The following is a 21,430-nucleotide window of genomic DNA, read 5'->3' as shown; positions in this document are numbered from 1 at the left end:
CGACCTTCCCCTTGAGCCTCGATTAAATCACTTGCGTGTGACTGCTTCTGGCCGGTTTCTGCCTGTGGCCAGGCGCAGCTTCGGATAGACATCTACCTCGTGTACACACCCTGCTGAGTTTTTCCACCGACCGCCCCAGCCTGCTGTGTCGCCCCTAACTTCTTAGTCCTCGCCAAAACGGTCTTTGACCCCTCCCCTCCCAATGCCGAACCTCTCGCCCGCGGCACATTCGCGTGCCGTGAGTTTTGCCTGGGAGGTTGGGTTCAGGGATGCATGCAACGACGGTGCTGTACGGCCATGTACTGGTGGTATTGGCCATTACCCTGTCCGGGGTATGGGGTGCCACGCAGTGGACGGCAGCCACGCTTGGCTACCAGGCACGCCTCGGCGCGCCATGGTTCGAACTAATGGGCACGCCGGTCTACCACCCCTGGCGTCTGTTCGAGTGGTGGTTCGTCTTCGATGCCTATGCGCCGGACGTCTTCAACGTCGGCGGCAGCATCGCCGCCTGCAGCAGTCTGCTGGCATTGGTGGTGGCCATCAGCATGGCTATCTGGCGGGCGCGCCAGGCACAGCGGGTCTCCACCTACGGCTCGGCGCGCTGGGCCGATGCGGATGAGGTGGGCAAGGCAGGCCTGACCCAGCCTGCGGGCGTATTCCTCGGGCAGTTCGGCGATCAGTATCTGCGCCACGAAGGCCCCGAGCATGTGCTGACCTTCGCGCCGACGCGCTCGGGCAAGGGCGTCGGCCTGGTGGTACCCACCCTGCTCTCCTGGCCGGCCTCGGCGGTCATCCACGACATCAAGGGCGAGAACTGGAGCCTTACCGCAGGATGGCGATCACGCTTCTCCCACTGCCTGCTGTTCAACCCCACCGACCTGGCCTCGGCCGCCTACAACCCGCTGCTGGAAGTGCGTCGCGGTGCCCACGAGGTGCGCGACGTGCAGAACATCGCCGATATCCTAGTCGACCCAGAAGGCGCGCTGGAGCGGCGCAACCACTGGGAGAAGACCAGCCATGCGCTGCTGGTCGGTGCCATCCTGCACGTGCTCTACGCTGGCCAGGACAAGACCCTACGCGGCGTTGCCAACTTCCTCTCCGATCCGGCCTGCACCTTCGAGCTGACCCTGCACCGGATGATGACCACGCTGCACCTGGGCGATGCGCCGCATCCGGTGGTGGCTTCTGCGGCGCGGGAGGTGCTGAATAAGAGCGACAACGAGCGCTCGGGCGTGCTCTCCACGGCCATGTCCTTCCTCGGCCTGTACCGGGACCCGACGGTGGCCGAGGTCACCTCGCGATGCGACTGGCGCATTGCCGATCTGATCTCGGCAGAGCATCCAGTGTCGTTGTACCTGGTGGTACCGCCCTCGGATATCAGCCGCACCAAGCCGCTGATCCGCCTGATCCTCAATCAGGTCGGCAGGCGCCTGACCGAATCGCTCGACGGTTCCGACGGCATCGAACGCCGGCACAAGCTGCTGCTGATGCTCGATGAGTTTCCTGCGTTGGGGCGACTGGATTTCTTCGAGACAGCCCTGGCCTTCATGGCCGGCTACGGGCTGCGCGCCTTCCTGATCTCGCAGTCCCTGAACCAGATCGACAAGGCCTATGGCCAGAACCACTCGATCCTCGACAACTGCCACGTGCGGGTCACTTTCGCGACCAACGACGAACGTACCGCCAAGCGCATCTCCGAGACCCTGGGCACTGCCACCGAACTGCGCGCGCAGCGCAATTACGCCGGCCACCGCCTGGCGCCCTGGCTCGGCCACCTGATGGTCTCGCGCCAGGAAATCGCCCGCCCGCTGCTGACCCCGGGAGAGGTGATGCAACTGCCCAGCGACGAGGCCGTGGTGATGCTCTCAGGCCTGGCGCCGATTCGTGCGAAGAAGCTGCGCTACTTCACCGACGCCAACTTCCAGAGCCGGGTGCTGCCCGCCCCGCGCTTGCAGCCGGGCCGCTATGCCGACGCACCGGCACCACGCCCAGACGACTGGAGCGACCTTACCGTGCCTGCGTCCGTTGCTATGTCGCCGGCCGACCTGAGCGATGACGAGACCGTCGAGGACGGCGGCCCACGCCGTCAGCCGGAGCTGACGGATCTCGCCCAGTTGCCGGATCACGACGAGTTGACCAGTGACCTGCTGTTGCTCGACGAGGATGACATTCCCACGCCCTTCCCCACCCAGCCGGATCCACGCCTGCAGCGCGCGGCGCGGCTGGCCGCCCTCGACCCTGACGATGGAATAGCCCTATGAGCCGAGCCCGCCTCAACCTGTTTATCCAACCCGAGCATGCCAAGCGCCTGAACGAATTGGCGATCACCAAAGGCGTTTCGAAGTCTTCGATCATCGCCGCGGCGCTCGCCTCCTGGCTCTCTCCCGATTCCGGCGAGCAGCGCGAGGTGGCCATGGCCAAACGCCTGGATCGCCTATCACGTCAGTTCGAGCGCCTGGAGCGCGACCAGCACATCCTGATCGAGACCGTGGCACTCTATGTGCGCTACTACTTCACGGTCAGCACGCCTGTACCCGAAGCTCACCAAGAAGCAGCACGCGCGCAGGGCAAGCTGCGCTTCAGCCAGTTCGTCGAACAACTGGGGCGCCACCTGCAGCGCGGACGCAGCCTGGTCAGAGACGTGCACGAAGAGGTTCAGGCAGAGGCTCAGGTCTCGGGAGAGCGTCCATGACTGTCGCCTCCTCCCCAATGCCGAGCGCTACGGCAACCTCTCTGGATCGGCGCACGCGCATGTTGCGCACGGCGATGGGCCCGCTGATAGCTGCCGCCCTGGATAACCCGGACGTGGTCGAGGTGATGCTCAACCCCGATGGCGTGCTTTGGCTGGATCGCCTGTCAGTCGGCCGCGCCCGGTTGGGCACGCTGGCAGCTGGCGACGGCGAGCGGATCATCCGCCTGGTGGCAGCGCATGTCGGCCAGGAGGTACATCGCAACAAGCCGCTGCTGAGTGCCGAACTGCCAGAGACTGGTGAGCGCTTCGAAGGTGTACTGCCGCCCGTAGTAGCCGGGCCGACCTTCGCCCTACGCAAACGCGCAGCCGGCGTCATCCCGCTGCAGCAGTACGTGGCCGACGGCATCCTCAGCGCGGCGCAAGCCGAGCACCTGCGCATGGCCGTGCGCGAGCGGCAAAACATCCTAGTGGCAGGCGGCACCAGCAGCGGGAAGACCACTCTGGCAAACGCGCTGCTGGCCGAGGTGGCCGGCAGCGGCGACCGTGTGCTGGTGCTGGAGGACACGGTCGAACTGCAGTGTCTGGCCCTCGATAACGTCGCTCTGCGCACCAAGCCCGGCGTGGTCTCCATGGCTGATCTGGTGCGCAGCACGCTGCGTCTGCGCCCCGATCGCGTGGTGGTCGGCGAGGTGCGCGGCGGCGAGGCGCTGGATCTGGTCAAGGCCTGGGGCACCGGCCATCCCGGCGGTATCGCCACCATCCATGCCGGCTCTGCGCAGGGCGCACTGCTTCGCCTGGAGCAACTGATTCTGGAAGTCGCCCTGACCGCGCCGCGGGCGCTGATCGCCGAGGCGGTCAATCTGGTGGTGTTTCTCGCCGGGCGTGGCAGCACGCGCTATGTCCAGCAGATCGCCCGCGTCACCGGCTATGACGAGCGGGGCTATCAACTCACTTCCAGCGCCCCCGTATTCATTCCTTCGCTGCCTCAGGAAAACAGCCATGACTGCCTGCCATCCTCGCGTTGCTAATCGTCGCCGCTTCGCCGGCGCCTTGATGCTCGGTGCCCTTTACCTGGGCGCCTCCCTGCCGGTGCTCGCCGCTGGCTCCGGAATGCCCTGGGAAGGGCCGCTGCAATCGATCCTTGATTCGGTACAGGGACCGGTGGCGCGCATTATCGCGGTGATCATCATCATTACCACAGGCCTGACGCTGGCCTTCGGCGATACCAGCGGCGGCTTTCGCAAGCTGATCCAGATCGTCTTTGGCCTGTCGATTGCCTTCGCCGCGTCGTCATTCTTCCTCAGCTTTTTCAGCTTTGCCGGCGGGGCGGTGATCGCATGAACGGCGAGCGCGAACTCATCCCCGGTTTCGAGGTGCCCCTGCACCGCTCGCTAGCCGAGCCGATCTTGCTCGGCGGCGCGCCGCGCAACGTGGCGATTCTCAACGGCACTCTTGCGGCAGTGGTAGGCCTGGGCCTGCAGCTGTGGCTGCCGGGCTTGGTGCTCTGGCTGGTAGGCCACTCGCTGGCGGTGTGGGGTGCCCGTCTGGACCCGCAGTTTCTGCAGGTGTTTGCCCGGCACATCAAGCAGCCGTCGCTGCTGGATGTGTGAGGAGGCCGCCATGCTGAACCTCACCGAATACCAACGTCGCCCTGCCCAGCTCTCCGACTGGCTGCCCTGGGCTGGCCTGGTCGCCCCCGGCGTGGTGTTGAACAAGGACGGTTCACTCCAACGCAGCCTGCGCTTTCGCGGGCCAGACCTGGATAGCGCCACCCAGGGCGAGCTGGTGGCAACCTCGGCGCGCCTGAACAATGCCCTGCGTCGCCTTGGCTCGGGCTGGGCGCTGTTTATCGAGGCCGAGCGCCTAGCGGCAGCCAACTACCCTGACAACGACTTTCCTGAACCCTTGTCCTGGCTGGTGGACGAGGAGCGCCGTGCCGCCTTCGAGGAGCACGGAAGCCACTTCGAGAGCAGTTATCACCTGACGCTGCTCTACCTGCCGCCGGAGGAATCGCGCTCGCGCGCCGCCGGCCTGCTCTACGAGCACCGGCCACAGCGCGGCGTCGACTGGCGCGAACGGCTGACTGCCTTTGTTGCTGAGACAGATCGTTTCTTCGATCTGATGGACGGAGTGATGCCAGAGCTCGCCTGGCTCGATGACAGCCAGACGCTGACTTACCTGCATGCCACGATTTCGACCCATCGCCAGCGTGTGGCTGTACCCGAGGTCCCCTTCCACCTCGATGCCCTGCTGGCCGATAGCTCCCTGACCACGGGCCTGGCGCCACGCCTCGGCGAACAGCACCTGCGCACGCTGTCGATACGTGGCTTCCCCACCTCGACGTGGCCAGGCGTGCTGGACGACCTCAACCGTCTGGGCTTCGCCTATCGCTGGTCGACCCGCTTTATATGCCTGGATAAGGACGAGGCCGAGAAGGAACTGGTGCGCCTACGCCGGCAGTGGTTCGCGAAACGAAAGGGCGTCCTGGCACTACTGCGCGAAGCAATCTTCCAGCAGGAAAGCCCGCTGCTCGACAGCGATGCGGCGAACAAGGCCAGCGACGCAGACGCGGCGCTGCAGGAACTTGGCGCCGACCAGATCGCCTTCGGCTATGTAACGGCCACGGTGACGATAAGCGATGCCGACGCCCAGGTCGCCGACGAGAAGCTGCGCCGGATCGAGCGTGTGATCCAGGGCCGCGGTTTCGTCACCATCGCCGAGAGTCTCAACGCGGTGGAGGCCTGGTTATCGTCGATCCCCGGAAACGCCTACGCCAATGTCCGCCAACCGCTGATCTCCACGCTCAATCTGGCACACCTGATGCCGGTCTCGGCAGTCTGGGCCGGCCCGGCAGGCAACGAACATCTGGATGGCCCGCCATTGGTGATCACCCGCACCGATGGGGCGACGCCGTTTCGCCTAGTCACCCACGTGGGCGATGTCGGACACACCCTGGTGGCCGGTCCTACCGGTATGGGTAAGTCGGTGCTGCTGGCGACCTTGGCCCTGCAGTTTCGCCGCTACCCAGGCTCGCGACTGTTTCTCTTCGACATAGGGCGCTCGCTGCGCGCAACGGTGCTGGGCCTGGGTGGCGAGCACTACGACCTCGGAGGCGACGGCGACCTGGCCTTCCAGCCTCTGGCGCGCATCGATCAGCCGGGATACCGAGCCTGGGCCGCCGAGTGGCTGGAGGCGCGCCTGCTGCAGGAAGGTGTGGCCGTCGACCCCGAGCAGAAAGCCGCGCTGTGGACGGCGCTGGACAGTCTGGCCGGCGCGCCCGAAGCGCAGCGCACACTGACCGGCTTGTCCGTGCTGCTGCAGGACAATGCCCTGCGCCAGGCTCTGCAGCCCTACGTGCTGGGCGGCGCGCATGGCGCATTGCTGGATGCCGACCAGGATCGTCTGGGCAACGCCGACGTGCAGTGTTTCGAGATGGAGGAACTGATGTACAGCAAGTCGGCGGTGGCTGCCGTGCTGAGCTACCTGTTCGCCCGTTTCGAGGAGCGCTTTGACGGCGCGCCGACACTGCTGATCCTCGACGAGGCCTGGCTGTTTCTCGACGATCCGCTATTCGCCGCGCGCATCCGCCAGTGGCTCAAGACCCTACGCAAGAAGAACGTCAGCGTCATCTTCGCCACCCAGTCGCTGGCCGACATCAAGGACTCCAGCATCGCTGCGGCGATCATCGAGAGCTGCGCCAGCCGCATCTTCCTGCCCAACCCGCAGGCGAGCGAGCCGCAGATCCGCGGCATCTACCAAGGCTTCGGACTGAACGACCGGCAGATCGAGATCATCGCCCAGGCCACGCCCAAGCGTGATTACTACTACCAGTCGCGCCTGGGCAACCGCCTGTTCGACCTCGACCTCGGGCCGGTGGCGCTGGCCTTCGCTGCCTCGGCCAGCCCGGCCGAGCAGCGCGAGATCGACCGCATTTTTCAGACGTCCGGCGCCGCCGATTTTGCCCCTGCCTGGTTGCATCACCGCGGCCTGGATTGGGCCGCCGACCTGCTCACCGCTTATCCCTCGTCACGCAAGGAGTGCCTGCCATGAGATCCCCTGTTCACCGTTTCCCCTGCGCCACGCTGCTGGTACTGGGTCTGCTGGCCGTGAAGCCGGCCAGCGCTTTCACCGTGATCGATCCGACCAACTTGGTGCAGAACACGCTGACTGCAGTACGCACCCTGGAGATGGCGAACAATCAGGTCCGCCAGTTACAGAACGAGACCCAGATGCTGCTGAACCAGGCCCGTCACCTGCAGCGCTTGGACTACAACGTGGTCAACCAGCTGCGCGCGAGCCTGGCCAATACCGAGCGGCTGCTCGCCGAAGCACGAGGACTGGCCTACGAAGTGCAACGCCTGGATCAGGAATTCAGCCGACTCTACCCGAACGAGTACACCGGCGAAGTCAGCAGCCAACGCCTGGCAGAAGAAGCGCGGGAGCGCTGGCAGCAGGGCCTTGATGGGCTGCATACGGCGCTGCGCGTGCAGGCTCAGGTAACACAGAGCCTGGCCGAGGATGAAAGCGCCTTGGCCGCGCTGGTGCAGCAGAGCCAGTCGGCGGGTGGTGCCTTGCAGGCTGCTCAGGCCACCAACCAGTTGCTGGCCCTGCAGGCCAAGCAGTCGATCCAGGCGCAGCAGTTGCAGATCACCCAGAACCGTGCCGTCGCCCTGGAGCTTGCCCGTCAGTCTGCAGCAGCCGAGGAGGCACGCGAACGGCGGCGACGCTTTATGGGCAGCGGCACGCCCTACACCCCCTACCCCGTGCAGTTCTATCGGTAGGGAGGCGCCCTCATGAGATTCCTGACACTGCTGCCGCTACTGGTACTGGTCGCCTGCGGACACGACGACAACGGGGTCATGGCTCGGCAAGAAGATGCGACTGAGCGCTTTTACTCCGGCTGCGCCCGGCCCGGCGAGTTTCTGCGGCCTACCGACTTGCCCGCGATCCCGCCAAGCTTCGACGAGGACGTGCAATGAACGACGTCAGCGTGATCGACCGATTCCTCGAGGTGTTCGGGCTGTATATCGACACCGGCTTCGGCCTGCTCGGCGGTGAGGTGGCCTTTCTCACCATGACCCTGGTGGTGATCGACATGACCCTGGCCGGACTGTTCTGGGCCATGGGCGGTGAGGACGTCAGCGCCAAGCTGATCCGCAAGACCCTCTATGTCGGTGCCTTCGCCTTCATCATCGGCAACTTCAATGCCCTGGCCAAGATCGTCTTCAACTCCTTCGCTGAGTTGGGTCTGCTGGCCTCAGGTTCCGGGTTGAGTCATGCGGAGTTTCTGCAGCCAGGGCGATTGGCCGCGATTGGCGTTGATGCCGGAGGGCCGCTGCTTGAGCAAATCAGCAGCCTCAGCGGTTTTCCCGAAGTCTTCAGCAACCTGCACAGCATCCTGGTGCTGTTCCTGGCCTGGCTGGTGGTGATCGTCAGCTTCTTTTTCCTGGCCATTCAGCTGTTCGTGACCTTGGTCGAGTTCAAGCTGACCACCCTCGCCGGCTTCGTGCTGGTGCCCTTCGCGCTGTGGAACAAGACTGCCTTTCTCGCCGAGAAGGTGCTGGGCAACGTGGTCGCGTCCGGCATCAAGGTGCTGGCGCTGGCGGTGATCGTCGGCATTGGCAGCGGGCTGTTCGCCGAGTTCCAGGCTATGCCGGACGAGCCCTCCATCGACCATGCACTGGTGGTCATGCTCGCCTCGCTGGCCTTGCTCGGCCTGGGCATCTTCGGGCCAGGTATTGCCACCGGCCTGGTCTCCGGTGCACCGCAACTGGGTGCTGGTGCAGCAGCCGGTACCGCGTTAGGCGCGGCAGGTATGGCAGCGGGTGCTGCGGCAGTCACCACAGGTGTCGGGGGCGCGGTATTGGCCGGCGCACGTATGGCACCTGGTGCAGCACGCTGGGCAATGGGCGGCGCTCGCTCTCTGGCAGGAGCTTCGCCCAGCGCTGCAGCAAGTGGTGCCCAAGCTGCCTCCGATCCTGTAACTGCCCCTACCAAACAGCCCGACTGGGCCAGGCGCCTGCAGCGCAGGCAACAACTATCACAGGCCACCAGTACGGTCGCCCACACCCTTCGTGGTGGCGATGGCGGTGGTTCATCACCTGGGCCGCAGATCCGCGACCCATCGAATTCGTAAAGGAGGACGAAGATGCGATTCAGACGTCCACGGGTGCGCTACAGCGACACTCCCCAACCTGTCACCCCTTACCAGGCCGCGGCACAGGCCTGGGACCTGCGCATGGGCAGCAGCCTGGCGCAGGCACGCAACTGGCGACTGATGGCCTTCGGTTGCCTGGGCCTGGCGCTGCTGATGGCTGGCGGACTGGTCTGGCGTTCGGCGCAGTCGACGGTGACGCCCTACGTGGTGGAAGTCGACAACCTCGGCCAGGTGCGCGCCGTCGGCGAAGCCGCCAGTCCCTACCAGCCCCAGGATGCACAAATTGCTCACCACCTGGCGCGCTTTATCGATCTGGTGCGTTCGCTCTCGATCGATCCGGTGGTGGTGCGACAGAACTGGCTGGAGGCCTATCACTACACCACCGACCGAGGCGCAGCCCCCCTCAACGACTATGCCCGCGCCAACGATCCCTTCAGCCGGGTCGGCAAGGAGTCGGTATCGGTCGAGGTCACCAGCGTGGTGCGTGCCAGCGACAGTTCGTTCCAGGTGCGCTGGATCGAACGTCGTTTCGTGAATGGTTCGGCCGCCGGCCTGGAGCGCTGGACGGCGGTGATCTCGCTGGTACTACAGCCTCCACGCACTGAGGAAAAGCTGCGCCGCAACCCGCTCGGCATCTACGTCAACGGCCTGTCCTGGAGCCGTGAGCTGGACACTACGGAAGGAGCCAAGAAACCATGAAAACCTCCCAGAACCTCTGTATCTACCCTTTGCTGCTGAGCCTGCTGGCCGGCTGCGCCAGCCAGGAATCGCCAGTGATCGCGCTGGATGAACCGGTAGAAGCGCAGCGCCTGCCGGAGCCGCCCAAATCCATCGAGGTAGTGGAAGTGCCCAAGCCCCTCGCCCTACCCGCCCAGCTCAAGCCACTGCCGGAAACTCAGCGCAGCACGCCGGCCAAGGAGCCGGCTAACGAGCGCGTACGGGTCTCGCGCGCCAATCGCGAGGCCCGGGTTGCACCGAGCCGGGAAGGCTATATCAACGCCATTCAGGTGTGGCCCTACTCCGATGGCGCGCTGTATCAGGTGTACGCCAGCCCAGGACGGGTGACCGCAATCAACCTGCAGCCCGGCGAGGAACTTGTCACCGTAGCCGCTGGCGACACCGTGCGCTGGATCGTCGGTGACACCACCAGCGGCAGCGGCGATGAGCTACGCACCAGCGTGCTGATCAAGCCGACGCGGGTCGACCTCAAGACCAACCTGATGATCACCACCACACGCCGCACCTACCTGATCGAACTGAGTTCCACCGAGCAGGCCTGGATGGCTTCGGTGTCCTGGGACTATCCGAAGGACCGCATGCTCGCCCTGCAACGCCGCGCCAGCATCGCCCAGGCCACTGCGCCGGTGGACGTTGGCCTGACGCTAGAGAAGCTGCGCTTTCGTTATGCAATCAGCGGCAGCAATCCGCCCTGGAAGCCGCTGCGTGCCTTCGACGACGGCCGAAAGGTGTATATCCAGTTCCCCGCCGGTATCGCCCAAGGCGAGCTGCCACCGCTGTTCGTAATTGGCCCCGAAGGTGATGGACAGCTGGTCAACTATCGCTTCCGCTCGCCTTACTACATCGTCGACCGCCTGTTCGGTGCGGCCGAGCTGCGTCTGGGCGCCGACAAGGGTGACGTGGTGCGGATCGAGCGCACCGATGGCGTCGCACGGAGGCGCTGAGCATGACGGCCAAGAACGACAACCAAACCGCCGCAACCTCGCTACCGCCGAAGGAAGCGCCGGAGTCGCTGGAGCTGCGCGCCAAGCCGCGCCCGGTCACCCGCCTCAACCCACGCATGCTGGCGGTAGTGGTCGGCGGCCTATCGGCTGCGGTACTCGGAGCCATGCTGTGGTCGCTGCAACCGCAGCAGCGCCGCCAAGGCGCCGAGCCGAACGAGCGGTACAACGTCGACCGCGTGGCACGATCTGAGGGGCTGGAGCAATTGCCGACAGACTACTCGCAGCTGCCGCCTCCCCCTGCACCCGAGGTGCCGCAACTGGGGCCGCCGCTGCCCGGCGATCTGGGCGGGCCAATCCTCAGGGCGGAGCAGCAGGCGCAAGGTTATGGACATGGGCCAGATGCCGTCGAAGCAGAGCGCCTGGCCCTGCTCAAGGAAGCTGAGGAAGCAGCGCAGTCCTCGGTGTTTTTCCAGACCAGCAGCGCGCGGAAATCGAACGTCGCATCTGTTAGTGGCGCTCAACTCGATTCCCCGGCTCTGGGTATGGCTTCGTCAGGCGCAGTAGCCGCCGCAGGAACACCAACGCAGCAGGAGCGGAACGAGGCGTTTCTCAGTAGATCCGTAAACGCACAAATCCGTAATTCCGGATTGCTGCAGATGCCTGAATCGCCTTACCAGGTGATGGCCGGCACCGTCATCGCGGCAGCACTGGTAACTGGCATCAAGTCGGATCTACCCGGCGACGTGATCGCCACAGTGACCGAGCCGGTCTATGACAGCGCCACCGGTGAACACGTGCTGATCCCCCAAGGTGCCCGCCTGCTCGGTCGCTACAACAGCCAGGTGAACTACGGGCAGAGCCGCGTGCAGGTGGTGTGGCAGCGGGTGATCTTGCCGGACACCTCGTCTTTCCAGCTCGACAACCTGGTCGGTACGGACGCCGCCGGCTATGCCGGTCTCGAGGATGGCGTCGACTGGCACTGGGATCGGATCGTCGCCGGCGCGGCCATGACCAGCCTGCTGGGTATCGGTGCCGAGTTGGCCGCACCGGCCAGTCGCACCGACGGCGACCGCATCATCATCGCCGGGCGCGACAGCCTGCAGGACACAGTGAATCAGGTCGGCCAGGAGGTCACCCGCCGCAACCTCGACATCCAGCCCACGCTGACCCAGCGCCCTGGGCTGCCCCTGCGCGTGATCGTCAACCGCGATCTGGTGCTGCGTCCCTATCAGCCTTTCTCCACTCAACAGAGGAACCCGCAATGAGCATGACCAAGCTGCGCCTCGGCCCACTGCCGAGAACCGAGAACCTGAAGCTGACCTTCACCTGCCCGGCCAGCCTGAAGGCCGACCTCGAGCGCTACGCGGCACTGCATTCGCATACCTATGGCGAAGAGGTCGACGCCCTGACGCTCATCCCGCACATGCTGGAAGCTTTTATGGCGAGGGATCGGGTGTTCAGGAGAACAAATACACAATCTTGCACCGGCAACTGATAAGCCTGCATCCCCCTCCCAGCTGCTGTGATTGCAACGGCAGAAAATCCACACACGGTTGAAAACCGTGACCTGATACATCACACTAATCACTATGATCGTAAGCTTCCGGCACAAAGGTCTACGCATTTTCTTTGAATCTGGCTCAACCAAAGGCATTCGGGCCGACCACGCAAAGCGCCTGGGCCGAATGCTGAGTTTTATGGATAGAGCCAATGAACCCGCCGACCTCGACATCCCCGGTTGGCGGCTACATCCCCTCAAGGGGGAACTGGAAGAGTTCTGGTCACTCACCGTCAATGGAAACTGGCGAGTGATATTTCGATTTGTGGGTAGCGACATCGAACTCGTCGACTACCTTGACTACCACTAAACATGAGGGGGTTATCCATGACCATGTTCAACCCACCGCATCCTGGTGAAACCCTGCTTGAGGACGTGCTCCCCGAACTGGGCATCAGCATTGCCGAACTTGCCCGCCGCCTTGGTTTTGCGCGGGAATCCCTGTCTCGCATCTTGCACGGCCATGCGCCGGTCAGTCCGGATTTGGCTGTTCGCCTAGAGTTGGCCGGCATCGGCAAAGCTCGTACCTGGCTTGGAGTGCAGGCCGACTACGACCTTTGGCAAGCCAGGCATCGCGAACAGCCGCACATCGAGCGCTTTGCTGCGATTGCTTAGTTCCGTAGCCTCTGAGTCTTGGCGTCCTCGAGGTAGCGGAACAGGTAGTCAGTGCCACTGGTGAGCATCCTCCCACAGGCACCTTCAGGCGCTGCAACCTCCAGCACGGCAGTCATCAGTCGAATACTTCATGGATATTTCGTCCAAAGTGGGTATGGCTGCCGGTATCACATTGAGTTCAGAGTCGAGGGCGGCCAGTACTCGCGCATAGGCAATCATCCACACCGAGAGGTCGTCCTTCTCGATGGCGTAACCTTCTGACCGGTGATACTCGCAAGGGAAGCGCGACTCGCACAGAACCTCTCCCGCAAGTCCTTGGCGAAGATGGCGGGTATTTCCGAATCGACCATTAAGCGGTTCGAGCCCAATGGTCAGATCACCCTTGATGCTCTGATCCTCATCGCTACAGCGCTTAGTGCCACACGCCAAATCGCTGAGCTGTTCAAGCATGAACAACCTGTCTCGTTTAAAGAGATCAAGCAAACAGGACGTATCCGGGGGCGCCGATAAAATCCATCAATACTTGTAGGTATTGCTCGCAGCCACACCGGTCGGCGTCACGGACGTTGAACAAGGACTAACGGGCAGGCGCATACCTCCAGGTCGACAGGTTTATACAACCCATAAAACGCTCACCATCAGTGGGCATTTTCTGAATTTCTTAACCCCAGACCGAATCAGTCTCAGCGCTCCCGGGGGCCCTTCCATTCCAGCAACGCCTTTAACGGATCCAGTTCGCCAACAAGCTCACGCGCTTGGGCGAGCTTGTCCATAGCAATGCATCGCGCAGCTTCGGGCAGATTCGATACGGAGTTCTCCGCATCACTGAAAAAGGCCTGGATCCGCTTTATGTCATCCCAATGCTTGATGGCACTCAACAAATCAGTTTTCGCCTGCTCCTTTGCCTCGTTTTGCAGTCGAATTCGCTCTCTCTCCTCACGCCGGCGGATCTGCTCCATCCCCTCCTGCTGCCGAATTCTGGCCTGCTCCTCGGCCTCCTCTACCAATCGGGCAATTACAGGCGCGGCGTCGGTGAGTTGCTGGACGATCTCATCCAGCTGACCACGTAGCGAGCCTTGCTTAGACTCCTTCCAACTCTGAGACCAATCAGTCCAAGGATATGGCGAGAACGCCCTTATACATAGACGGCCGGTCGCAAAATCCATGCGCGTCGACCAGTTCCAGGTTGGGCTTAAGCGGCGCATTTGCTGCGACGGTATCTTGGAGGTGGGGACGTACTTGCCATCGATGTAGCGGGCCTCCAGATCCTCAGTCATCTCAAACAACGTCATCCCAATGGCAACCGTCCCGACGAAGACCACTGTGGGCTTGGAGGGTGACCACAACGCCGGATACCGGGGCCTTGGCTTCTTAGATGGGTGCTCATGTTCATCAAAGGAGGCCCGGGCATAGGTTCGGTCACTCGGTGCAAACATCACGCGATGGCCGGCAGCCTCCAGCTTGAGAAACAGCTCATTCGCCAGTTTCAGGGCAGGCTCAAGCTGAGGCTTGGTCACAACGACATCCACCAGGCGCTGTCTCCCGGGTTTGAGGAACCCTTGATCGATGACGCGTCCCTGCTCAAAGACCTCATACGCCCCTACGACAACAGGATGCCGCCTTGATCGCGATATACGGAGCTGTTCGGGTTTGATTTTGCGCGGTACAGGTGCCTTCGGCACCGGTCGAGAAACAGCACCAAGAGCATCTCCCCTACGCCAAACCCGCAGGTCACCTGGACCAGCCTCAGGCAGGGGTGGCTGAGGACTGGGTATTTCATTCGCCAGCTTTACCCAGTGCCCACGCGGCGGCCGCGGAACATTCATGCGGGTGCACACGCGCGCCAAGAAGCTGGAGGAAACACGGTGGTGATCCGCGATTTTGGTCATGGGAAGCCGCCATACCTCTGCGTACATTTCCTCACGACTGACTGGGCCACCAGGACTGGAACTAGGTTGCAGGGATACGTCTTCGGAAGACACTCATCAATCCTTAAGCCTGATATCACCGCAACAGCCAACGGCAGGCCATACGCCACGATCCATCAGGTCAAGCCGAGTCAAAACGGTTGTTGTACCAAACCCTCCGCAGCCCCCTCCACCACGTTGTTCGTCCAGCGAGCAGTGGACAGCATCTGCAGCACGGATCAGGGCCGATAAGGAGGCGACATTCATGCCCGCATCATCTGAACAGATAGCTGCACGCTTGATCACCTGCCCACCCCGAATCCTGCGAGCCAGTGCGGCCCCAGCCTACCTCGGCATGTGCCGCACAGAATTCAACAGAACCGTCCGGCCTTACGTGCGGGAATTCCGCATTGGGGTGCAAGGCATCGGCTTTGATCGCCAAGAGCTGGATGCCTGGGCAGACGCCTACATCGACCGGGCCATCATTGAAAAGGAAGGTGCCAAGGGACATGATCACTCCCGCAGCGAGCGCCAAGGAGAAAAGCCATGGCGCGAAAAACCATTAGCGGCCTCTACCAAAGGAACGGGATCTGGCACATCGACAAGGTCTTCAGAGGTCAGCGAATTCAGGAAAGCACTGGATCAAGCGATAGGAAGGAGGCAGAGCAATACCTGATACACAAGTTGGAAAAGCTCCGGGAACAGAAGATCTATGGCGTCCGCACCATCAGAACCTGGCGGGAAGCCGCTACGCGTTACCTGATCGAGTACAAGGATCAGCCGTCGATAGGCCTCACGGCCATCTATCTGGAGCAGTTGGACCCGTATATTGGCGACCAGCCTCTGACTCATGTCGACGATGAGACCCTGGCTCCCTACATAAGGGATCGACTCAAGAGCAGCAGAACCAGCGATGGCAAGTTGAAACCTGGAGTTTCACACCGCACGGTGAACATTGCCCTGGAACGCGTCATACGCATCTTGAATCTATGCGCCCGAAAATGGCGTGATGAGCAGAAGCGTCCCTGGCTCGACGTAGTACCGATGATCACCAAGCTGGAAGAGAAGAAAACCAGACGCATGCCCTACCCGATGTCCTGGGAAGAGCAGTCGATTCTCTTCGCCGAACTGCCTGACCATTTGCGCCGCATGGCCCTGTACAAGGTCAACAGCGGTTCACGAGAGCAGGAAGTTGTGAAGCTTCGCTGGGATTGGGAGATACCGATTCCTGAACTCAACACCAGCGTGTTTCTCATACCGGCGGATTTTGGTGGCCGACATGAGAGCTCTGGGGTCAAGAACGGCGACGAGCGCCTCGTTGTGCTCAACAACGTAGCCAAGTCGGTCATCGAGGGACAGCGTGGGCTTGATCCGGTTTGGGTATTTCCTTACGGACAACCCGATCGAAACGGCAAGGCCACTCCAGTTCACCGGATGAACGATTCGGCATGGAAGAAAGCCCGGGTCAGAGCGGCGAAGAAGTTCCAAGAGCGTTTTCTGCGCCCTGCCCCAGCTGGATTTGCTTCGATCCGCGTTCACGATCTGAAGCACACCTTCGGTCGAAGACTTCGGGCAGCAGGGGTAACGGAGGAGGACAGGAAGGCTCTGCTGGGCCACAAGAACGGCAGCATCACCAGTCACTACTCGGCCGCCGAGCTGGGCAAACTGATCGATGAAGCCAACAGGATTTCGGCTACCGACTCGCGCGGGCCGGCCCTGACAATTTTGAGGAGGATGGCAGGATGAAAAAAGTCCCGCAAAAGTCCCTGACACAAAAAAGCCTGGTCATCACTGACCAGGCTCTAATGTAGGGATTTGTTGGTCGGGACGGAGTGATTCGAACACTCGACCCCTTGCACCCCATGCAAGTGCGCTACCGGGCTGCGCTACGCCCCGACGGGTGTTACTGGTGCCTTTGGCGTTAGCCGAAAGCGGGAGAGACTATAAACTAAGCATCTGAATTGTGGAAGGTTTTTCTACAAATTCATTTGCGCAGGACGTGGAGTACATCTTCCAGCTCGGCGATCATCTGCTTGATGAGCTGCTTGTACTGGGTGGTATCGTCCTTGGCTTCTTCTCCGGTCAGGCGCAGGCGTGCGCCACCGATGGTGAAGCCCTGGTCGTACAGCAAAGCGCGGATCTGGCGGATCATCAGCACATCCTGGCGCTGGTAATACCGACGGTTGCCGCGGCGCTTGACCGGGTTGAGCTGTGGAAACTCCTGCTCCCAATAACGAAGCACGTGCGGTTTGACCGCACAGAGTTCACTGACCTCGCCGATGGTGAAGTACCGCTTGCCGGGTATGACAGGCAGTTCGTCGTTATGACTTGGTTCCAGCATAGGCTTCAACCCTGGCTTTGAGCTTCTGGCCGGGGCGGAAGGTCACGACACGGCGGGCCGTGATCGGGATCTCCTCCCCTGTTTTTGGATTACGACCGGGGCGCTGACGCTTATCGCGCAGATCGAAGTTACCGAAGCCTGAGAGCTTCACCTGCTCATTGAGTTCCAGTGCCTGGCGGATTTCTTCGAAGAAGAGCTCCACCAGTTCCTTGGCTTCTCGCTTGTTCAGGCCCAGCTCATCGTACAGACGTTCGGCCATCTCAGCTTTCGTCAGTGCCCCCATACGCTAGTTCCTTAACGTGGCGTTGAACCTTTGTTCCAGGGAGGTGAGGATGTTTTGCGTGGTGGTGCTCACCTCATCGTCATTTAGAGTGCGCGATGGATGCTGCCAGGTCAAGCCGACCGCCAGGCTTTTTCTAAGCGGATCAATACCTTTACCCTGATAAACATCAAACAACCTGAGGTCGGTGAGCCACTCACCGGCCTGCTCGCGAATGTCGGCCAACAGGTTCTGGGCCGGCACGTCACGGTCGACCAGCAACGCCAGGTCGCGGCGCACTTCCGGGAAGCGCGACAGCTCCTTGAATGCCGGCATGCGGCCCGCGGTGATTTCGCTCAGCAGCAGCTCGAACAGGAACAGCGGCTGATCCAGGCCGAGGGTCTTGGCCAGTTCCGGGTGGATGGCACCCAGGTAGCCGACCAGGCGCCCTTCGCGCTCGATGCGGGCGGTCTGGCCCGGGTGCAGCGCACTGTGCTCGCCCGGCACGAAGGCGAAGCTGGCGGCGTCGCCTGCAGCGGCCAGCAGGGCTTCCACGTCCGCCTTGGCGTCGAAGAAGTCGACGCTGTCACGGCCATGAGCCCAGCTTTCCGGCAGGCGGCTGCCGGTGATCACACCAGCGAGCATCGGCTCCTGCTTGAGCTCGTCCAACTGACCGACGAAGCGCAGGCCGCTTTCGAACAGGCGCACGCGCGACTGCTGGCGGTTGAGGTTGTGCTCCACCGCCTTGACCAGGCCCGGCCACAGCGAGGCGCGCATGGCGGCCATGTCGGCGGAGATCGGGTTGGCCAGGGTCAGCGGCTTGACGCCCGGGCTGAACAGCTCGAACAGCTTGGGATCGATGAAGCTGTAGGTGATCGCTTCCTGATAACCACGGGCCACCAGTAGGCGGCGCAGCACCGGCAGGTCGGCGACGGCCTCAGCCTTGGTCTGCGGCGCCAGACGCGCTTGCGGGTAACGCACCGGCAAGCGGTTGTAGCCGTAAAGGCGGGCCAGCTCTTCGATCAGGTCGACTTCCAGGCTGATGTCGAAGCGGTGGCTCGGCACCTTGACCTGCCACTGCCCTGCTCCACCTTCGATGCCCAGACCCAAGGCGCCCAGCAGCTTGACGATCAGCTCGTCGTCGAGCTTGAGGCCGAGCATCTGCTCGACACGCTCGGCACGCAGGCTGATCGGCGCGACGTTCGGCAGTTGTGCCGGGTCGACCACCTCGATGATCGGGCCAGCTTCGCCGCCAACGATTTCCAGCAGCAGCGCCGTGGCGCGCTCCATGGCTTCGCGGGCCAGTTGCGAGTCCACGCCACGCTCGAAGCGGTGCGAAGAATCGGTGTGCAGGCCGTAGGAACGAGCCTTGCCGGCCACGGCGATGGTGTCGAAAAAGGCACTTTCCAGGAACAGATCACGGGTGGTGTCGCTGACGCCGCTATGCTCGCCGCCCATCACGCCGGCGATGGCCAAGGCGCGCTGGTGGTCGGCGATTACCAGGGTGTCGGCACGCAGGGTGACTTCCTGGCCGTCGAGCAGCACCAGCTTCTCGCCCTCTTCGGCCATGCGCACGCGAATGCCGCCCTGGATCACGTCCAGGTCGAAGGCGTGCATCGGCTGGCCGAGTTCGAGCATCACGTAGTTGGTGACGTCGACTGCGGCATCGATGCTGCGCACGTCGGCGCGGCGAAGGCGCTCGACCATCCAGCGCGGGGTCGGCTTGGACAGGTCGACGTTGCGCACCACGCGGCCCAGGTAACGGGGGCAGGCCTGCGGGGCCAGCACTTCGACCGGGCGCACTTCATCGTGGGCCGGGACGACCGCAGCGATTTGCGGACGGGTGACCGGTGCGTCGTACAGGGCGCCGACTTCACGGGCGAGACCCGCCAGGGACAGGCAGTCGCCGCGGTTGGGGGTCAGATCGACCTCGATGCTGACGTCGTTGAGTTCGAAGTACTCGCGGATGTCCTGGCCAACCGGCGCATCGGCCGGCAGTTCCAGCAAGCCGTCGTTGTCTTCGCTGATCTGCAGCTCGGAGGCCGAGCAGAGCATGCCGTTGGACTCGACGCCGCGCAGCTTGGCCTTCTTGATCTTGAAGTCGCCGGGCAGTTCGGCGCCGATGGTGGCGAACGGAATCTTCAGGCCGGGGCGCACGTTGGGCGCGCCGCACACCACCTGGAAGGTTTCGCTGCCGTTGCTGACCTGGCACACGCGCAGTTTGTCGGCATCGGGATGCTGCTCGGTGCTCAGCACTTCACCGACGATCACGCCGCTAAAAGCACCGGCCACGGGGCTGACGCTGTCAACTTCCAGGCCGGCCATGGACAGGCGCGCGACCAGCTCGTCACGGCTAGCCTGGGGGCTCACCCAGCTGCGCAGCCACTGTTCACTGAATTTCATGTTGTCTGTTCTCCTGATCGAATTCGATTACGAAACTGCTGGGGGCTAGCGAAATTGCGCCAGGAACCGCAGGTCGTTATCGAAGAACAGCCGTAAATCGTTGACGCCGTAGCGCAGCATGGCCAGGCGCTCGACGCCCATGCCGAAGGCAAAGCCGGAATATTTTTCCGGATCGATGCCGCTCATGCGCAGCACGTTGGGGTGCACCATGCCGCAGCCCATCACTTCCAGCCAGCCGGTCTGCTTGCACACGCGGCAGCCTTTGCCGCTGCACATCACGCACTGCATGTCGACTTCGGCCGACGGCTCGGTGAACGGGAAGAAGGAAGGACGGAAACGCACGCCCAGGGGCTTCTCGAAGAACACGCGGAGGAATTCCTCGATGGTGCCCTTGAGGTCGGCGAAGCTCACGCCTTCGTCCACGAACAGGCCTTCGACCTGGTGGAACATCGGCGAGTGGGTGATATCGGAATCGCAACGGTACACGCGGCCCGGGCAGACGATACGGATCGGCGGCTGCTGGGCTTCCATGGTGCGAACCTGTACCGGCGAGGTATGGGTGCGCAGCAGCATGTTGGCGTTGAAATAGAAGGTGTCGTGCATGGCACGCGCCGGGTGGTGGCCCGGAATGTTGAGCGCCTCGAAGTTGTGGTAGTCGTTCTCCACTTCGGGGCCTTCGGCGATGCCGTAACCAATGCGGGTAAAGAACTGCTCTACGCGCTCCAGGGTACGGGTAACCGGATGCAAGCCACCGGACGCCTGGCCGCGGCCCGGCAGGGTGACATCGATACGTTCGGCAGCGAGCTTGGCACTCAGGGCCGCCGACTCGAGAATCTCTTTACGGCTGTTGAGGGCGTTCTGGACGCGCTCCTTGGCCGAGTTGATCAGCGCGCCCGTCTTGGGGCGTTCTTCGGCAGACAGGTTGCCCAGAGTCTTCATGACCTGGGTCAGCTCGCCTTTCTTGCCCAGATAGTGAACCCGCAGTTGTTCCAGGGCGTTCACATCGTCGGTGTGACTGACAGCCTCGAGCGCTTGCGAGACCAGCACATCCAGATTTTCCATTTACAGACTCCAGATACGAAACAGGGGAAGAGCTTGAAGGCTCTTCCCCTGTCGATGACGTTTAGAGTCGACCTGCGGGTTACGCCTGTCGCCTCTAGTGCACCGGGAAACCCGGTGATTGTCGGGGACTTAAGCCAGTACGGCTTTCGCTTTCTCGACAATCGCAGCAAACGCCGCTTTTTCGTTCACTGCCAGATCAGCCAGAACCTTGCGGTCGATTTCTATCGACGCTTTTTTCAGGCCAGCGATCAGACGGCTATAGGACAGACCGTTGATGCGAGCACCAGCGTTGATACGAGCGATCCACAGAGCGCGGAACTGACGTTTCTTCTGGCGACGGTCACGGTAGGCGTATTGACCCGCCTTGATGACAGCCTGCTTGGCAACACGGAATACACGCGAACGTGCGCCGTAGTAGCCTTTAGCCAGTTTCAGGATTTTTTTGTGACGAGCACGAGCGATAACGCCACGCTTAACACGAGCCATGAGTAATTTCCTCTATCTTGACCGAGATTAACGAACGCGCAGCATGCGCTCGACTTTTGCCTTGTCCGACGGATGCATCAGTTCGCTACCGCGAAGTTGACGCTTACGCTTGGTGGACATCTTGGTCAGGATGTGGCTCTTGAAAGCATGCTTGTGCTTGAAGCCCGCAGCCGTTTTGAGAAAGCGCTTGGCAGCGCCGCTCTTGGTTTTCATCTTTGGCATGTTCGTAACTCCGCATTCAGTTGATATAGATAACCATAAGGCCTGC

At 62.5% G+C, this 21,430-nt stretch carries 25 protein-coding genes, 1 tRNA gene and 1 pseudogene; 17 read left to right on the top strand and 10 right to left on the bottom strand.

The features are described from left to right. Positions 1 to 269 precede the first annotated feature (269 nt). The 15 genes from FB481_RS11575 (at position 270) to FB481_RS11505 (ending at position 12,704) form a co-directional block, all read left to right on the top strand. Positions 270 to 2,261, top strand: a complete 1,992-nt coding sequence (locus FB481_RS11575; protein ID WP_147176444.1) for a conjugal transfer protein TraG — start codon at positions 270 to 272, stop codon at positions 2,259 to 2,261. Then, on the top strand, positions 2,258 to 2,692 hold the full coding sequence (locus FB481_RS11570) for a CopG family transcriptional regulator (RefSeq protein WP_147176443.1): 435 nt from the start codon (positions 2,258 to 2,260) through the stop codon (positions 2,690 to 2,692). Before FB481_RS11575 ends, FB481_RS11570 begins: the two co-directional genes overlap by 4 nt. Positions 2,693 to 2,751: 59 nt before the next feature. Continuing rightward, entirely contained in the window at positions 2,752 to 3,720 is a 969-nt protein-coding gene (gene trbB / locus FB481_RS11565; protein WP_178109879.1) for a P-type conjugative transfer ATPase TrbB, read from the top strand. Continuing rightward, positions 3,692 to 4,033 carry a TrbC/VirB2 family protein gene (locus tag FB481_RS11560; RefSeq protein ID WP_147176442.1) on the top strand — a complete coding sequence of 114 codons (342 nt, stop codon included), beginning with the start codon at positions 3,692 to 3,694 and terminating at the stop codon, positions 4,031 to 4,033. Before trbB ends, FB481_RS11560 begins: the two co-directional genes overlap by 29 nt. Beyond that, complete coding sequence (locus FB481_RS11555; RefSeq protein WP_075932556.1) at positions 4,030 to 4,302, top strand: VirB3 family type IV secretion system protein; 273 nt, start codon at positions 4,030 to 4,032, stop codon at positions 4,300 to 4,302. The genes FB481_RS11560 and FB481_RS11555 overlap by 4 nt, the downstream gene beginning before the upstream one ends. A gap of 10 nt (positions 4,303 to 4,312) precedes the next feature. Beyond that, the gene (trbE, locus tag FB481_RS11550; RefSeq protein WP_147176441.1) at positions 4,313 to 6,742 is read left to right on the top strand and encodes a conjugal transfer protein TrbE; all 2,430 of its coding nucleotides are present in this window, start codon (positions 4,313 to 4,315) and stop codon (positions 6,740 to 6,742) included. After that, the gene (gene trbJ, locus FB481_RS11545; RefSeq protein WP_147176440.1) at positions 6,739 to 7,473 is read left to right on the top strand and encodes a P-type conjugative transfer protein TrbJ; all 735 of its coding nucleotides are present in this window, start codon (positions 6,739 to 6,741) and stop codon (positions 7,471 to 7,473) included. The genes trbE and trbJ overlap by 4 nt, the downstream gene beginning before the upstream one ends. Before the next feature lie 12 nt (positions 7,474 to 7,485). After that, entirely contained in the window at positions 7,486 to 7,671 is a 186-nt protein-coding gene (locus FB481_RS11540; RefSeq protein ID WP_147176439.1) for a hypothetical protein, read from the top strand. Continuing rightward, a complete protein-coding gene (gene trbL, locus FB481_RS11535) occupies positions 7,668 to 8,828 on the top strand; it encodes a P-type conjugative transfer protein TrbL (protein WP_147176438.1) in 1,161 nt (386 codons plus the stop codon). The genes FB481_RS11540 and trbL overlap by 4 nt, the downstream gene beginning before the upstream one ends. A gap of 12 nt (positions 8,829 to 8,840) precedes the next feature. Then, positions 8,841 to 9,548, top strand: coding sequence for a conjugal transfer protein TrbF (gene trbF / locus FB481_RS11530; protein WP_147176437.1), 708 nt, complete (start codon positions 8,841 to 8,843; stop codon positions 9,546 to 9,548). Further along, positions 9,545 to 10,531, top strand: a complete 987-nt coding sequence (trbG, locus tag FB481_RS11525; RefSeq protein WP_147176436.1) for a P-type conjugative transfer protein TrbG — start codon at positions 9,545 to 9,547, stop codon at positions 10,529 to 10,531. Before trbF ends, trbG begins: the two co-directional genes overlap by 4 nt. Positions 10,532 to 10,533: 2 nt before the next feature. Then, positions 10,534 to 11,796, top strand: a complete 1,263-nt coding sequence (locus FB481_RS11520; protein ID WP_147176435.1) for a TrbI/VirB10 family protein — start codon at positions 10,534 to 10,536, stop codon at positions 11,794 to 11,796. Beyond that, on the top strand, positions 11,793 to 12,026 hold the full coding sequence (locus FB481_RS11515; RefSeq protein ID WP_147176434.1) for a DUF2274 domain-containing protein: 234 nt from the start codon (positions 11,793 to 11,795) through the stop codon (positions 12,024 to 12,026). The genes FB481_RS11520 and FB481_RS11515 overlap by 4 nt, the downstream gene beginning before the upstream one ends. A 94-nt stretch (positions 12,027 to 12,120) precedes the next feature. Beyond that, entirely contained in the window at positions 12,121 to 12,399 is a 279-nt protein-coding gene (locus FB481_RS11510; RefSeq protein ID WP_019339397.1) for a type II toxin-antitoxin system RelE/ParE family toxin, read from the top strand. Between the two features lie 17 nt (positions 12,400 to 12,416). After that, complete coding sequence (locus tag FB481_RS11505) at positions 12,417 to 12,704, top strand: HigA family addiction module antitoxin (RefSeq protein WP_003108490.1); 288 nt, start codon at positions 12,417 to 12,419, stop codon at positions 12,702 to 12,704. Positions 12,705 to 12,788: 84 nt separating this feature from the next. Here the strand turns inward: FB481_RS11505 and FB481_RS11500 are convergent. Further along, positions 12,789 to 13,054 (bottom strand): annotated as a pseudogene (locus FB481_RS11500) (hypothetical protein). Here FB481_RS11500 and FB481_RS11495 point away from each other — a divergent pair. After that, positions 13,029 to 13,214 carry a hypothetical protein gene (locus FB481_RS11495; protein WP_256662738.1) on the top strand — a complete coding sequence of 62 codons (186 nt, stop codon included), beginning with the start codon at positions 13,029 to 13,031 and terminating at the stop codon, positions 13,212 to 13,214. The pseudogene FB481_RS11500 and the gene FB481_RS11495 sit on opposite strands and share 26 nt — an antisense overlap. 173 nt (positions 13,215 to 13,387) lie before the next feature. Here FB481_RS11495 and FB481_RS11490 read toward each other — a convergent pair whose 3' ends face one another. Next, a complete protein-coding gene (locus FB481_RS11490) occupies positions 13,388 to 14,221 on the bottom strand; it encodes a hypothetical protein (protein ID WP_256662737.1) in 834 nt (277 codons plus the stop codon). A gap of 664 nt (positions 14,222 to 14,885) precedes the next feature. Next, positions 14,886 to 15,122, bottom strand: a complete 237-nt coding sequence (locus FB481_RS23185; RefSeq protein WP_178109868.1) for a hypothetical protein — start codon at positions 15,120 to 15,122, stop codon at positions 14,886 to 14,888. Between the two features lie 35 nt (positions 15,123 to 15,157). Between FB481_RS23185 and FB481_RS11480 the strand changes: the two genes are divergently transcribed. Beyond that, on the top strand, positions 15,158 to 16,357 hold the full coding sequence (locus FB481_RS11480; protein ID WP_074879897.1) for a tyrosine-type recombinase/integrase: 1,200 nt from the start codon (positions 15,158 to 15,160) through the stop codon (positions 16,355 to 16,357). A gap of 73 nt (positions 16,358 to 16,430) precedes the next feature. Here FB481_RS11480 and FB481_RS11475 read toward each other — a convergent pair. From FB481_RS11475 to rpmI, 7 genes are all read right to left on the bottom strand, one after another. After that, a tRNA-Pro gene (locus FB481_RS11475) sits at positions 16,431 to 16,507 on the bottom strand. Positions 16,508 to 16,595: 88 nt separating this feature from the next. Next, entirely contained in the window at positions 16,596 to 16,952 is a 357-nt protein-coding gene (locus FB481_RS11470; protein ID WP_013791840.1) for a MerR family transcriptional regulator, read from the bottom strand. Further along, a complete protein-coding gene (ihfA, locus tag FB481_RS11465) occupies positions 16,933 to 17,235 on the bottom strand; it encodes an integration host factor subunit alpha (protein ID WP_013791841.1) in 303 nt (100 codons plus the stop codon). The genes FB481_RS11470 and ihfA overlap by 20 nt, the downstream gene beginning before the upstream one ends. Positions 17,236 to 17,238: 3 nt before the next feature. Further along, positions 17,239 to 19,614 carry a phenylalanine--tRNA ligase subunit beta gene (gene pheT / locus FB481_RS11460; protein ID WP_147176430.1) on the bottom strand — a complete coding sequence of 792 codons (2,376 nt, stop codon included), beginning with the start codon at positions 19,612 to 19,614 and terminating at the stop codon, positions 17,239 to 17,241. A gap of 45 nt (positions 19,615 to 19,659) precedes the next feature. Next, positions 19,660 to 20,676 carry a phenylalanine--tRNA ligase subunit alpha gene (gene pheS / locus FB481_RS11455; RefSeq protein WP_147176429.1) on the bottom strand — a complete coding sequence of 339 codons (1,017 nt, stop codon included), beginning with the start codon at positions 20,674 to 20,676 and terminating at the stop codon, positions 19,660 to 19,662. A 129-nt stretch (positions 20,677 to 20,805) separates the two neighbouring features. Then, positions 20,806 to 21,162, bottom strand: coding sequence for a 50S ribosomal protein L20 (gene rplT / locus FB481_RS11450; protein ID WP_013791844.1), 357 nt, complete (start codon positions 21,160 to 21,162; stop codon positions 20,806 to 20,808). Positions 21,163 to 21,189: 27 nt separating this feature from the next. Next, positions 21,190 to 21,384 carry a 50S ribosomal protein L35 gene (gene rpmI / locus FB481_RS11445; protein ID WP_013791845.1) on the bottom strand — a complete coding sequence of 65 codons (195 nt, stop codon included), beginning with the start codon at positions 21,382 to 21,384 and terminating at the stop codon, positions 21,190 to 21,192. Between the last annotated feature and the right edge of the window lie 46 nt (positions 21,385 to 21,430).

The sequence above is a fragment of the Pseudomonas sp. AG1028 genome, assembly GCF_007993955.1.
Classification (GTDB): domain Bacteria; phylum Pseudomonadota; class Gammaproteobacteria; order Pseudomonadales; family Pseudomonadaceae; genus Aquipseudomonas; species Aquipseudomonas straminea.
The sequence above is the reverse complement of the archived record's forward strand: the minus strand, read 5'-3'. Positions and strand labels throughout refer to the sequence as shown.

Coding starts and splice junctions, on each gene's coding strand:
- FB481_RS11575 (WP_147176444.1), top strand. CDS start 270: ATGCATGCAACGACGGTGCTGTACGGCCATGTACTGGTGGTATTGGCC.
- FB481_RS11570 (WP_147176443.1), top strand. CDS start 2,258: ATGAGCCGAGCCCGCCTCAACCTGTTTATCCAACCCGAGCATGCCAAG.
- trbB (WP_178109879.1), top strand. CDS start 2,752: ATGTTGCGCACGGCGATGGGCCCGCTGATAGCTGCCGCCCTGGATAAC.
- FB481_RS11560 (WP_147176442.1), top strand. CDS start 3,692: ATGACTGCCTGCCATCCTCGCGTTGCTAATCGTCGCCGCTTCGCCGGC.
- FB481_RS11555 (WP_075932556.1), top strand. CDS start 4,030: ATGAACGGCGAGCGCGAACTCATCCCCGGTTTCGAGGTGCCCCTGCAC.
- trbE (WP_147176441.1), top strand. CDS start 4,313: ATGCTGAACCTCACCGAATACCAACGTCGCCCTGCCCAGCTCTCCGAC.
- trbJ (WP_147176440.1), top strand. CDS start 6,739: ATGAGATCCCCTGTTCACCGTTTCCCCTGCGCCACGCTGCTGGTACTG.
- FB481_RS11540 (WP_147176439.1), top strand. CDS start 7,486: ATGAGATTCCTGACACTGCTGCCGCTACTGGTACTGGTCGCCTGCGGA.
- trbL (WP_147176438.1), top strand. CDS start 7,668: ATGAACGACGTCAGCGTGATCGACCGATTCCTCGAGGTGTTCGGGCTG.
- trbF (WP_147176437.1), top strand. CDS start 8,841: ATGCGATTCAGACGTCCACGGGTGCGCTACAGCGACACTCCCCAACCT.
- trbG (WP_147176436.1), top strand. CDS start 9,545: ATGAAAACCTCCCAGAACCTCTGTATCTACCCTTTGCTGCTGAGCCTG.
- FB481_RS11520 (WP_147176435.1), top strand. CDS start 10,534: ATGACGGCCAAGAACGACAACCAAACCGCCGCAACCTCGCTACCGCCG.
- FB481_RS11515 (WP_147176434.1), top strand. CDS start 11,793: ATGAGCATGACCAAGCTGCGCCTCGGCCCACTGCCGAGAACCGAGAAC.
- FB481_RS11510 (WP_019339397.1), top strand. CDS start 12,121: ATGATCGTAAGCTTCCGGCACAAAGGTCTACGCATTTTCTTTGAATCT.
- FB481_RS11505 (WP_003108490.1), top strand. CDS start 12,417: ATGACCATGTTCAACCCACCGCATCCTGGTGAAACCCTGCTTGAGGAC.
- FB481_RS11495 (WP_256662738.1), top strand. CDS start 13,029: ATGGCGGGTATTTCCGAATCGACCATTAAGCGGTTCGAGCCCAATGGT.
- FB481_RS23185 (WP_178109868.1), bottom strand. CDS start 15,122: ATGTCCCTTGGCACCTTCCTTTTCAATGATGGCCCGGTCGATGTAGGC.
- FB481_RS11480 (WP_074879897.1), top strand. CDS start 15,158: ATGGCGCGAAAAACCATTAGCGGCCTCTACCAAAGGAACGGGATCTGG.
- FB481_RS11470 (WP_013791840.1), bottom strand. CDS start 16,952: ATGCTGGAACCAAGTCATAACGACGAACTGCCTGTCATACCCGGCAAG.
- ihfA (WP_013791841.1), bottom strand. CDS start 17,235: ATGGGGGCACTGACGAAAGCTGAGATGGCCGAACGTCTGTACGATGAG.
- pheT (WP_147176430.1), bottom strand. CDS start 19,614: ATGAAATTCAGTGAACAGTGGCTGCGCAGCTGGGTGAGCCCCCAGGCT.
- pheS (WP_147176429.1), bottom strand. CDS start 20,676: ATGGAAAATCTGGATGTGCTGGTCTCGCAAGCGCTCGAGGCTGTCAGT.
- rplT (WP_013791844.1), bottom strand. CDS start 21,162: ATGGCTCGTGTTAAGCGTGGCGTTATCGCTCGTGCTCGTCACAAAAAA.
- rpmI (WP_013791845.1), bottom strand. CDS start 21,384: ATGCCAAAGATGAAAACCAAGAGCGGCGCTGCCAAGCGCTTTCTCAAA.